7 protein-coding genes are annotated in these 13,472 nt (G+C 39.7%); 4 read left to right on the top strand and 3 right to left on the bottom strand.

The annotated features are described in order from the left end of the window. The first annotated feature begins 188 nt into the window (after positions 1-188). Entirely contained in the window at positions 189-1,799 is a 1,611-nt protein-coding gene (locus HYB91_RS00445; RefSeq protein WP_002676149.1) for a CTP synthase, read from the top strand. A 100-nt stretch (positions 1,800-1,899) separates the two neighbouring features. Continuing rightward, the gene (locus HYB91_RS00440) at positions 1,900-4,701 is read left to right on the top strand and encodes an ankyrin repeat domain-containing protein (protein ID WP_253719560.1); all 2,802 of its coding nucleotides are present in this window, start codon (positions 1,900-1,902) and stop codon (positions 4,699-4,701) included. A 94-nt stretch (positions 4,702-4,795) separates the two neighbouring features. Here the strand turns inward: HYB91_RS00440 and HYB91_RS00435 are convergent, their stop codons facing one another. From HYB91_RS00435 to HYB91_RS00425, 3 genes are all read right to left on the bottom strand, one after another. After that, entirely contained in the window at positions 4,796-7,018 is a 2,223-nt protein-coding gene (locus tag HYB91_RS00435) for a vWA domain-containing protein (protein WP_002694647.1), read from the bottom strand. Positions 7,019-7,090: 72 nt separating this feature from the next. Further along, positions 7,091-9,796, bottom strand: coding sequence for a transcription elongation factor GreA (gene greA, locus HYB91_RS00430; protein ID WP_002673498.1), 2,706 nt, complete (start codon positions 9,794-9,796; stop codon positions 7,091-7,093). An 18-nt stretch (positions 9,797-9,814) separates the two neighbouring features. Then, positions 9,815-10,753, bottom strand: coding sequence for a tetratricopeptide repeat protein (locus tag HYB91_RS00425; RefSeq protein ID WP_002667094.1), 939 nt, complete (start codon positions 10,751-10,753; stop codon positions 9,815-9,817). Positions 10,754-11,025: 272 nt separating this feature from the next. On the opposite strand from HYB91_RS00425, the gene HYB91_RS00420 reads away from it, so the two are divergent. Continuing rightward, the gene (locus HYB91_RS00420; RefSeq protein ID WP_002676158.1) at positions 11,026-11,799 is read left to right on the top strand and encodes a phosphatidylethanolamine N-methyltransferase family domain-containing protein; all 774 of its coding nucleotides are present in this window, start codon (positions 11,026-11,028) and stop codon (positions 11,797-11,799) included. An 18-nt stretch (positions 11,800-11,817) separates the two neighbouring features. Next, positions 11,818-13,461: an outer membrane protein assembly factor BamB family protein gene (locus tag HYB91_RS00415; RefSeq protein ID WP_002676159.1), complete on the top strand. Its 1,644-nt coding sequence runs from the start codon at positions 11,818-11,820 to the stop codon at positions 13,459-13,461. Positions 13,462-13,472 lie beyond the last annotated feature (11 nt).

Here is a 13,472-nt window from a genome sequence, read left to right as displayed (position 1 = left end):
AGCCTCGTTAATAATTTTTTTATAAAGAAGAAAAATTTCCCCCCTTTCATAATTATTATAGAAATTATTTATAATGGATAGCAAAATTCAAACCGCCCACTTGCGGATAAGTCAAAAATAAGTTATACTAAAGCACGGTTGGAAGCCTAAAAGCGGCTCAGCCGTTTTTTTTTGGTCGGGGGAAAATTATGAAATCTAAGTTTATCTTTATAACGGGCGGAGTTGTTTCATCTTTAGGCAAGGGTCTAACGGCAGCTTCTATAGGAATGCTTTTAAAAAGCCGCGGATATTCCGTAGTCAATCAAAAATTCGATCCGTATTTAAACGTAGATCCGGGTACTATGAACCCCTACCAGCACGGTGAAGTCTTTGTTACAGAAGACGGAGGCGAAACCGACCTCGATCTGGGCCACTACGAAAGATTTACCGATGTTCCCCTGCATAAATTTAACAGTACCTCGGCCGGGAAAGTCTATCTAGCCATTTTAGACAGAGAAAGAGCCGGAGGCTATAACGGCGGCACAGTTCAAGTTGTTCCTCATGTTACCGACGAAATCCAGTCCCGAATTCTAGGAACGGCCGAACAAACAAAAGCTGACTTTGTTATTTCCGAAATAGGCGGCACCGTGGGAGATATAGAAGCCCTCCCCTTTATCGAAGCTATCCGCCAAATCCGCTACACTGTCGGAAAAGAAAACTGCATGTTTGTTCACTTAGGCCTTTTACCCTATCTAAAAGAATGCGGCGAAATCAAAACAAAGCCGATGCAGCACAGCGTAAAAGAGCTTTTAAGTTTCGGTATCCAGCCGGACATTCTAATTTGCCGAAGCGAAAAACGTCTTTCAAAATCGACTCGAGAAAAGCTAAGCCTTTTTTCGAACATTCCCCAAGATGCAATAATCGAAAACTTAACTGCAAAATCTATTTACGAAGTTCCGCTGATGCTGGAAGAAGCAGGCCTTGGAAAGGTTTTATGTAAGCTTTTCAATATTGAAAATAAAGAGCCTAATCTGGAAGAATGGAAAAAAATGGTTCAAACCTACTACAATCCCGAAAAAGAAATAACCATCGCCCTTGTAGGAAAATATGTAGAGCTTCCCGATGCCTATCTCAGCGTTGCAGAGGCCCTAACGGCAGCCGGTATTTACCATAAAACCTCAATCAAACTTCTTTGGATTGACTCCAAAAAAATAGAAACTAAGGAAGATGCTGCTGCCTTTTTAAAGGATGCAGACGGAATTATAGTGCCGGGAGGTTTCGGCGACAGGGGCATCAACGGAATGCTTTTAACGGCCCAATTTGCCCGCGAAAATAAAATTCCGTATTTCGGAATCTGCTTAGGTATGCAGATTTCGGCCATCGAATATGCCTTAAACGCCCTGCACATCGAAGAAGCAAATTCTTCCGAATTCGATAAAAATGCTAAAAATCCCGTCATAGACCTAATGCCCGATCAAAAAGATGTAAAAATCGGCGGCACCCTCCGCCTAGGCCTATACAGATGTATGATAGCAGAAGGCTCTCTCGCAGAAAAGGCCTATAAATCCCACGAAATCCAAGAAAGGCACCGCCACAGATACGAGTTCAACAACCTTTACAGAGAAAAATTCGATAATTCGGATATGATTTTTTCGGGGCTAAACCCTGAACGCAACCTAGTGGAAATCGTTGAGCTAAAAAGCCATCCTTGGTTTGTCGCCGTACAATTCCATCCGGAATTTGCCTCAAGGCCCAACAAGCCCCATCCCCTGTTTAGGGATTTTATCAAGGCTGCAGTCGACAACAAAATCAACCGATAGCCTCAAAAAAAGCCCCTTTTAAAAGGAGCCTTTCTAAAAAATTCCCTTCTAAAGAGGCTTTTAACTAAAGCCGATATTAAAGCTGGGAGGCTATACGCTTATGCAGAATATTATTCTCACAACAAAAAAAATATTTAGACTCGCATTTATTTTAATTTTAATCGCGGCAAACTTTATGTCGTGTAAAACCGCTCCTGCGAAAGAAGAAACTTTAATTGATCTTATAAAGGCAGGAAAATCGGAGGAATTACAAGAAAGACTTAACAGCTCTGCCATAAACATGAAGGATGAAGAGGGAAATAGTCTTTTACATATTGCCGCCGTTAAAAACGATCCTATAATTGTGCGCCTTTTGATAAACATGGATGCCGATATAGAAGCAAAAAATAACACGGGAGCAACACCCCTTGCAGCAGCTCTAAACAATTCGGCTTATGATGCCGTTAAGGTTCTGGTTGAATACAATGCAAATATATTTGCTAAAGATAATGAGGGCGAAAAGCCTTTCGATACAGCCTGTAAAAATAATGTTCCCAATTTAATTTTGACGGCTCAAACCATAAAACAAAAAGATGAAAATCAAGACACAGTCCTGCATCTTGCAGTAAAAGCGATGGATAAACAGTTTACCAAGCAAATTCTGGCTATTGCCCCCCCTGAAACCGTGTACAATAAAGAAAACTTAAGCCCGCTTGCCATAGCCTACAAACACAATAATGCTGAAGATTCAGCCGAAATTGCATCCATTCTTTTACTTGCAGGCATACAGCCGATGGGAAAGGATTTTGCTGAATTTGAAACGGCAAGCCTTGCCCGCAACTACTCAATGCGTTTTGCAGACGGAGAAACCCTGCTTCATATTTTTGCAAGAAAGGGCTATACCGGATTTTTAAAATTCTTAATTAAAAACAAGGTTCCGATAGATGTAAAGGATATCTCAAGCTCAACAGCGATGCAGGAAGCCGTTTATAACGGAAATACTGAAGCCGCTATATTGCTATTACAAGCCGGAGCCGATCCAAACAGCCGTAACTCATCCGGAAACACAGCCCTCCATTTGGTTATGCCGGAAGCCTCACGCTCAAAATTATTTAACGAGCTTATTACTGCAGGAGCCAATCCTAATCTTAAAGATAACTACGGAGAAACACCTCTTCATGTTGCTGCACGCATCGGAATGAATGACGACATCCTTGACCAGCTGTTAAAAGCCGGGGCCGACATAAATGAAAGAAATAAAAAGGGACAAACTCCTCTTATTTTGGCTATCGACAGAAATCAAACACAGCAAGTGGATTTTTTGATAAATCACGGAGCCGATATCCATGCTGAAGACAAGTCGGGCGAATCCGCCTTTGTCCGTTCCATAAGCGCAGGCCTGCCCATGGTAGAGCATGTTGTTACCGAAAAAAACAGCGCAGAAAGGGATTCCAACGGGTCTACCCCTCTTCATTTGGCAGTCAGCCACAGGGCAAGCTCCGATATTATTTATTATCTGGTAGAAAAAAAGAGTTTAATAAATACCCGTAATAAATTGGGAAACACGCCCCTTCATATAGCTGCCGAAAAAAACTACCGCGAAGCAGGAGAAATATTGATAGCAAACAATGCAGATATATTCTATGCCAATCTAAACGGCGACAGTCCCTTAAAATTTGCCCTTACCTTACGCGAAGGCAGAGAAGATTGGATGATAAACTCCCACACAATAAGTGCCGGAGACGGAGCGGGGAACACTCCCCTTCATCTTGCTGCAGAATGGCAGATTTTACCGATGATACCTTATTTAATCGATAAGGGAGCGGATATAAATGCAAGAAATGCAAATAATGAAACACCTCTTTTTAACGCAGTCAGAACCGACAGCCCTGAGGCCGTAAAAGCCTTATTAGGTGAAGGCGTATCAAAAAAAGCCGATTTGGATGCAAGGGACTTTTTAGGAAATACGATTTTACATGCAGCTGTAAGATGGTCTGCATATAAAGCCGCCGATTTTATTTTAAGTAAGGACACGGAAGAATATGTAAGGCTTATAAATGCAAAAAATCTTGCAGGAAAGACGGTTTTACATGAAGCGGCTAAACAAGGCGAAATAAAATTCATCAATATATTTTTAAAAGCCAAGGTTGACGTAAATGCAGCCGATGAAACAGGCCGCTCCCCCTTATCCGAAGCCGTACTTGCAAATCAAACCCAAGCTATCGACCTCTTATTAAAAAATGGAGCCTCTCCCGTTCAGCAGGATATGTACGGAAGAACAGCCCTGCATGAAGCTGTAGAAATTTCGGAAGAAAGCATCATTCTTGTGCGTAATGCAGGAGGCAATCCTTTAGCCAAAGACGCCTACGGAAAAACACCCTTCAGCCTCGCCCTGAATAAAAATATAAGAACTGTAGATCTGGTACTCGGAAATGACAGCCTTTTAGCTGACACTGATGGAGACACACCTCTCCACATAGCAGTAAAGGAAAGAGTAAGCCTTGATTATTTCCAAAGAATTATGAAAAAGAAATATCCCGTAAATAAGCGAAATAAAAACGGTGAAACAGCTCTTTTACTTGCAATTCAAAACAGTCAAAAAGAAATAACACGGACACTCTTGGCAGTAGGAGCGGATCCTTTTATAGTCAACAATAAGGGAGTTTCCGCTATAACGGAGATTTTTACGCATCATCCTGACTTCACTCCTATAGCAGCCGAGTTCTCATTAAAACAGACCGATACACTTGGAGAAGGAATGCTGCATTACGCCGCCAAATTTGCAGATGTACAAACCTTAAAGGACCTCTTGGCTCTGCCCGGTATAAAGCTTGATGTAAAAAATACGGCAGGAGAAACACCTTATCAAGTTGCCCTAAGATGGAATAGAAGCGAAATAGCAGAACTTTTAAAAACCGAATAAAAACCTTTCTAAAATTTAAAAGAATCATAGAAAGTAATTAAACAAAAAGCCGCAATCTTAAAATAAGATCGCGGCTTTTTTTATAATCAAAACATTACTTATCGTATTTTATCGACGTCAAGATACTGTTCAATTTTTCAGTCGGGTTTTCATACTCTCTAAAGGTAAAGTAAACATGATATCCCTTATCCGACACAATGGTAACGGTTTTACTGATACAGTTATTTACAACATTCGACTTCTCATATGGGAAGTACTTAGGCTTAAGAATAGCCAGATGATAATCTTGCCCGTCATATCTAACTTGAGCCAAACGTGCAGGGAAAGGAACTAAGAATATTAGGAAGTTATCGGTTTTGCCTCCGCCCAAAGTCAAGCTCGTACCGGGTTTCATAACATGAATATTACGCCTTCCTATGTTTCTATTTTGATTTAAAACATAAATTTCTGTCATGCCGGATTTATTACGCTTTATTTCTATTGTTTCAAAGAAGTTGGCGGGAGACATATACGTCCCTCTCGGCTCCTTTGCGGCAAAAGAAGCAGCTAAGACACGGCGGCGTAAAACTTCATCATCCTGTCGTTGTGAGGCAACCCGATCTAAATTATCTGCAGAATAAATAGAACCTCCGTCACCCGCAAAGTTTTTGGTTTCAGAATAGATTGACGTATTAGATGAAGCAGAATTAAAGCCATTTAAACGGCTTGCATGGTCATCTTCCTCCGAGAGTTTATGAGGATACCTCTTATCCTCTTCCTGATAATTGATCTGACTGCCTGCAGCCGCATAGCGGACTTGATTGGAAGACGAGCTTGAACCTCTCCTCCTCGTAAAGAAGACAATCAAGAATATAAGGAGAAGAAGCAAGATCAGGCCAAGAAGGATAAACCAAAGAGCATTAGAATTTTTAAGTTGTTGGAAGCTTGTTGGGAAAACGGCTAAGGAAGTCTCCATAACCTGAGGTAAAACCCTCTTTCCCTCTGCGAATTCAAGCCTCATGATAATATTATAATTACCTTCTTTATATTCATCAGGAAGAAGGGCCGAAACTCTGATCGGCACATCCTTTTCGCTTGCCTTTATCTTTGTATTTTGTGAATCAACAGGTATTTTGCTGATATTAACGCCGTTATCAATAACAATATGAGTTAAATAAAGCTCTACATCTTCATCGGAGTTATTTGTTACCTCAAAAGAAAAAGCAAGTTTATTACCATGAGCTTCAAGTCCTTCGTCAGGGAAATTGATTAGAGGCAGGTCTTCCGCATTGTCCGTAATTGTAAATTTTCCATTCTCATCCTTAGGAAGCTCACTGCCTGCGGCTCCCGAGGCCTCTTTAAAATCCTTTGAAACATCGGTCAGACTGCCCTGTCCTGTTCCGGTATTACCTGAGCCGCCCTGATCGGTACCGGAATTTCCTGAGGTTGTGCTTCCACCGGCATAGCCTCCGCCGCTTGAAGTAGAACCGGAAGTTCCTGAGGTTGAGCTTCCGCCGGTTGAGCTGCCTCCGCTCGAAGTAGAGCCGGAAGTTCCTGAAGTTGTGCTTCCGCCGGTTGAGCTGCCCCCGCTCGAAGTAGAGCCGGAAGTTCCTGAGGTTGAACCTCCGCCGGCATAACCTCCTCCGCTCGAAGTAGAGCCGGAAGTTCCTGAAGTTGAACCTCCTCCGGTTGAGCCGCCGGCCCCTTGAGAGCCCGAACTACCGCTGCCTGTTCCGGCATATCCGCCACCGGGATTATAAAATTCTTTGCCGTCCAATCCTCGTATCACGGCATCGGCAGGATAAGGCAGTTTAACATAATAGACCTTCCAGCCTTTTTTTCTGATACTTCCTGCGAGAAGCCCTATTTCATTTTTTATCTGATCATCAGTATAATTTTTATAAGGACTTGATTCGGGCGGGTTGAAAATTCCATCCGAAATTATAATCAGTATTTTTTCTTTTGTATCGGGTAAATTCGAACCGTATTGGCGGGCATATTGAAGTCCCGTTAAAAAGTCCGAGCTTTTTCCCAACTGGTATAGAAGCAAAAACCTTGAAACAACCCTGGACATATCCTTTTCGCTGTTAATTTTTTGCGACATTTCATAACGTGCATCTGCATTAAAGGATAAAACATGAACCGTATCGCCCTTCCTTACAAATTTATCGTTAATTTCAGACAAAACACGATTATTAATGTCTTCATAGTATGGAAGGATAGTTCCTGACGTATCCATTAAGATGACAATTTCAGCATTTGTCTTAACATTGTTTTGAGCAAAAATAGGCATAAATAGAACAAACAAAAACAAACACAAAGAAACTCTTTTAAACATTTTTTTTCCTCCTTTCGGGGTGCAGTTAGAAGACTTGCATATCTAAATCAAGATCTGCAAGTCTCAATCAAATTATTTCAAATCCGCGATAGAAATATCTATAATCTTATAGCTCCTTTTTTCGTCATTTACTTCAAATTCAACCTCTTCTCCTTTTTTATGGTTAAACAATCCGTTTCCTAAGGGAGACATATAAGAAATTATTCCGTTTGCGGGATCCGATTCCCACGGTCCTAAAATTGTATACTCTTCTTCTTGATTTGTCAAATTGTTTAGAATTTTTACCTTACTGCCGAAGTAAACCTTCTTTGCTGTGGCAGTTGTAGGATCAAAAATCTGAGCTCTATCAAGTTCATCCTGTAATCGGGTTAAGGCATTTCCTAAGCGGGTTTGTTCTTCTTTTGCAGCCTTATATTCGGCATTTTCCCGCAAGTCTCCGAGCGAAAGAGCAAAACCGATATCCTTTGCATTTTGCGGAATTTTAACATCCCTGATTTCGATAAGCTCTTTGTTTTTAAGATCGAGCATCTTTGCCGTAACGATCAAGCCGTGAACCGTAACAGTCTTTTCTTCAATATCAAAGAATTTAAAGTCCTTATGCTTTTCAACAATTTTAGCTCTAATATTCATCTTAATTACCGGATCAAGATCTTTTATATCATCGATAAGGGTATAAAGCCTGGTTATTGTATCTACATCGCTTTCCATTATAAAGTTTTGTAAAAGTTCATCCTTTCCGAATAGGATTGTATGTACTTGATGATTGATCTTTCGGTTTTCGGTTGTATTTCTTCTCGATGCAATTTCCCGATATGTAATATCAAGAATATGAATAAGCACTATGAGCTGCTGCTCTACGCTGATACCGAGTTCCTTAAACCATTCTTCTTCCTGAATATTTTTAAAGAACCAAATAACGGCACTTCTGTATATGCGGTAGTTTTCAAAACAATCCTTTACCAAATTCTTTACATCATCGGTAGAGCCGGCTTCTATCAGAGCATCCAAGATTTCGGAAGATAAAACCGTGGGGAAGAGTCTGATATATTCTTTTTCCCAATTGGGAATAAGATTTTTTATGTACTTTAAGAATTTCTGACGAAGGGTTTGACCCTTTATCGAAACCTTATCCTTTATTTGAGAATATACCTCCATCGGATCTTCAATACGGCTGTAAAGCTCTGCAAAATTATATTGCTTTACGGCCGAGATCTGTTGCTTGTCTGCAATAAATTCTTTAACAAGAATATAGGCACAAATAACCAGCTCATTTACCTGGCTGAAGGCTTTTAGGAAGCCTTCAAAATAATCAAGCATTTCGCGGAAGGTATCGGATTCGTCATCGCAAGCCTCCGAGGCATCATAGGCATTAAGAAGTTCAATTCTGGCAAAAAAGTTCTTTTGAGCCTTAAATTCGTTTGAAAGCTTTTCTTCGGCAGCAATGGGACGCTCTCTTACGCTGTAAAAGTCTATATTATCAGGATTGATACCGAACATAGGATTCTCTTTTAAGACCTTTCTAGCCTTCGTATTCCAGCTGGTCCATTCACCTGCCGTTAAAAGTGACGGAACAAGTTCCTGCTTAATCCTTTTCATGTCGCAGTTATTGTCAAAACTCTTTATTATAGTCTTCAATGCCCATTCGGGATCACTCTTTATTTTTTTTGTAAGAATTTCCTTGCTGACCGTAGATTTTAATACCCAGATATGTTCCCTGTCCAAGGTTTGGAGGGCGGTAATACCCATTTTGAGACTCATACTGTGACCTCGTTTTTTTGCAAAGTCTATAACCAGGTCATCATCTTTAATTGAAGCAATGCGGCCTACACCCCATGTGCGGTGGAAGACAAAGGAACCCGTATCAAAGGAAATATGTTTTTCAAAGTCGGCAATAGCATCAAATACGGGGCGCCAAGGCTGACTCAAGTCCGAAACCTTAATACATTCTGCAAGCTGGCTGTGATCTTTGTACTTATTTTTAAAGCATTCGATAATTTCTTCCCTTGCCCAGTTATCTTTTTCATCATAAGAAAGAATAAGCTTTAAAATATCGATACAAATATTCCAGTTTTCATTTCCCCTGTAATATTGGTAAACATCCTGCATCAATATGGAATTGCGGCTGTTATCCATGACACCTGTAATCTTAGCCTGTATACGGAAGAAGAAGTCAATCTCATCGGGGATTAAGGTGACAAGTTTTGACCATATTTCTTTTACACCGTTTATTTGCTTGCGGTTGATAAAGCGGTACAAGGCTTTTTTATAATATTCTATAGATTTTTCCGTGTTTCCGTCTTTTTCATATTTTTCGGCTAAAAGTTTGGCAACCTCGGCTTCATCATAATCAACCTTAACCAAGCGTTCCCAAATATCATAAAGGTCTTCACTTCCTGCAGCCTTATAGCATTCAGCCAATGTACGGAGGGCAAATTTGGATTCTCCGTATTCGAGAACCTTTTTACAAAGATATTCAACTATTTGTGTTCTGTGGTTGTCGGTAAATATTCCGATTAGGCTTACAACATTTGAATCATCCAAAAGCTGATTTGAAAGAGAAATTATACTTGAAATATAAAGAGCTATTATACTGTTTTTTGTATGTGTTAAATGTTCATCACATATTTGTTTGATTTCATCCACAACATTTTCTTTTTTTGCTGTAGATACTAATTTGTATAGATCTTCAAAATTCTTTGTTGTGTAGTTGCCTATAGCTGCTCTGGTCCATTTTTCTTCATTGAGCATCTCTATCAGTTGTTTCTGTATATCAGCCATAAATCCTCCGAAAATCTGCTATCTCATATAGCAATTATATATATTTTGATCTAATACTTTTATCCGCAAAAGCAGGTCATCTATTTTTGACTTGCTTTCATTTACACTCACATAATGGTCGATCAGCCAAAAATAATGGTTTATTAAACGCGGAACAAGCTTATGTTTTTGTTCTTGAGAGGCATTTTGAACCTCTCCTTCCATCAAAAAGATATTTTGCTTTAATTGCCCTACTTCAAAGGCCCTGAGCTCACGCTTTACATTAAAAACGCCGTCGATAACACCGTAAATAGGCAACCAATCAGCAATATCTTCAACCCTGTAGCCAAGATTATAAACTCTATTAATAAGCCTGCAAATAATTTCAGACTCAAGAAATTGAAGCTCAATCCCTTCAGGGTCTATAAAAAAGGCTTCCCGAAAAAAAGCTTTTGCAAATTTTATTTCCCCATATAGGGCATAACAATCGGCCAAATCCGCTAAAACCGATCCCGAATTCTTGTCTATCTCGGCGGCATACCTTAAAAAATCAAGAGCCCTTTCATAGTTTCCGAGAACCTTATAACAAAGACCTATTTTACGGTAAGGCTCTGCATCAGGCAGCTCTGATTCTTCATTAAATAGATCTGCGTAAAATTCCAAAGCAATCGTAAAAACGGCACATTTTAAGGAGTATATGATAGATTCTTTTTCTTCTCCCTGACGGTGAATATAAGCTAAAAAAGGCTTCCACTGAGAAATCATCATCTCTGCCCTTTCTAATGGAGTCGAAGCTTTTTTTGCTTTTTCAAGCTTATCCTCCCAAAACCGCACGCCCTTTAGAGTATAGTCGATTTCTGCATTTTCCAAGTCATCCCTCAATAACCTTTCAAGCTCGGCATAGGAACCTCTTAGATCTCCCTGCTTGAGGATGTTTAATGCATTATTCAATTTACTCTGTACGGGTCTTTCACTCATAATATCCTCAATTTACTATTGTACATAAAAAAGCGATTTTAGTCAATTGAGCGTGAAAACTCATTTGTCTACTATGAAAAATTTTGAAGCCTTTTTAAAGCTTATGGACAAATCGTTTTAAACCTGTTAGAACGTGCAAAGGGGAAAAAATATCGGGCTTTTGCCCAAACTTGGTATCGGTATTGCGGCAGGTATTTTGTTCGGACTCTTTGTCCCGGCCTTAATACTCCCTCTCTTGACGCTGATACACAGATATTCTATACTTAATAACTATGGATCAACTGATATTTACTTTTAATATTGCTCAACTTGTTTTATTCGGTGTCGGCTTAATTTGTTTTATAGTACTGTTTTTTGTTCCGGCCGGATACGGTAAGATGATAAATAAAAAATGGGGCTTTTCTTTTAACAATAAAATTGCATGGTTTTTAATGGAAGTTCCTACACTTATCACTATGATTGTCCTAATGTGTGTATGGGCTAAACCTGAAAATTTTGTGAGAATTATAATAGGCCTTTTTTTTGTGCTGCATTATGCTCAGAGAGTTTTTATATTTCCTTTTTTACTCAAAGGAAAAAGTAAGATGCCCATTCTCATCGTTTTGATGGGAATTACATTTAATACGATAAATGCCTTTTTAATAGGTGCATGGCTTTTTTACCTTTCCCCCAAGACCATGTACCCTATCTCGTGGCTTTATGACCCCCGATTTATAATCGGAGCTCTTGTTTTTTTGCTCGGAATGGCCATAAACATAGACTCGGACAAGTATATACGTTCCTTACGAAAGCCGGGAGACACGGCACACTATTTTCCGCATAAACGGATGTACAAATATGTATCCAGCGCCAATTATTTCGGTGAAATATTGGAATGGTTCGGCTTTGCCCTCCTATCATGGAGCTTTGTAGGCCTTTTGTTTGCATTTTGGACCTGTGCCAACCTTGTTCCAAGGGCCTATACTATAAATAAAAGATACAGGGAAGAATTTCCTGAAGAATTTGCAGCCTTAAAACCTAAGAGGGTATTTCCTTTTATATTTTAACGGAATGCGGGCGAAATTATGAAAAAAAAAGGCTTAGGTTTTCTTTTAATTATTTTTTCCTTTTTTTCTTTTAAAGCAACGGCGCAAACCCTTGACGCTCATTGGACATTGGTTTTTGCCGGCAAGAATATAACGGTTCCCGTTTTTTGGAACGGAAATATTTATACGGCAGGAGACGATAAGGCCTTAAACTGCATTACCTCTCAAGGAACCTTTTTATGGCGAAGAAATACGGGTGAATTCCCAAGCGAGTTTTTATCGGTTTCTCAAGCCGGAATAGTTTTTATGGTTACCGCAAAGGGAAATATCGAAGCCTTTTCTTCTCAAGGAATGCCCCTTTGGACTTATCCGTTAAAGAAAAAACCGATTTTTCCCGTACACACCGCACGGGACGGCCGCATTTTTATAATCCAAGATAATAACATAATTTGCCTCACCTCGGGAGGCAAACTAAAGTGGGAATTACCCCTTGTTTCCGCCCCCGTATTTCAACCTGCAGAAACCGGTTCCAAAGATATAGTTTTGATTTTAAAATCGGGAGATTTCTTGCGTGTTTCTATCTTCGGTTCGATTGTAGAGCAGTACAGACTCAAAAAGACCGTTTCGGCTATAGGAGAGGCTCCTGAAGGATATATACTTGCTTGTACGGACGGCTCAATTTCATACTATAAAACAGGCGGGGGTTCGGAAGCTCTTTGGCAAACTACCGAACCCGAAATCTGTAAAAATGTTTTTTATAAGGGCGGAAAAGTTCTTTATATGTTTGAAAGCGGTAAAGTTGTTTTTAAGGATCTAAAAACAAATGAACTTATATGGGAAGAAAAAACTTCGGGTAATTTTTCGAGCGGAGTGCATTGCTACGCAATCGGTAACGAATTCAACATTACCGCAAAAGGATTCGGCTGCCTTATTACAGACGCAGGACGCATCAAATGGGAAAAAAAGATACCTGAAACCAATTTCTTCCCTATAATAACCGAAAACGGACTTTTGGTCGGAATAACAAACGAAATTTTAAATGCCTACAGGGTGGAAACAAAGCTTTTGCGAAAAGGGACAAAACGAAATGCTCCTGAAAATTTTTATTCCATAATACAAAAAGATGACAAAGGCAAGGATGACTTTCCGTTTTTTGTTGAATATGCTACTACGGCAGAACTTTTAGATGTTATACAAAAAGAAATAGAAAACGGAACCGTAGGCGAAAAAGAGCCTCGCTATGCCTTCCAATTAAAAACTATCTTGGAAAATAAGCGCAAGGCCTCGTATTTTTCACAAGACTTTAATTCCTTTGATAGATCAAGGGCTGCAGAGCTTTTGGGAAGACTCGGTTCCTATGAATATAGGGATATTTTATTGGAAGGGATCTACAAAATAGACGACCCTGATGTACTTGCCGGAATTTTAAGAGGTTTGGAACATCTTGCCTATGATCCCGATGACCGGACAATCGAAGGCATCCGCTTTGTAATGGGAAAGGCAAAATACGGAGATATTAACCTTATGGCCGCAGTCTGCGATTGTTTGACCGCCTTGATGCGATTCGGCTCAAATGAAACAGCATCTGCTGCAATTTCAAATCTTTTTTACATTATTAAGGGCCCTTATTCCAATATTATTCAAAATTATGCAAGACAAAAAATCAAAAATATAGTAAAATAGGAAGAACGGAG

Source organism: Treponema sp. B152 (assembly GCF_024181665.1).
GTDB lineage: Bacteria > Spirochaetota > Spirochaetia > Treponematales > Treponemataceae > Treponema_B > Treponema_B denticola.
Note: the sequence above shows the minus strand (reverse complement) of the source record. Positions and strands in the feature narration are given on the sequence as shown.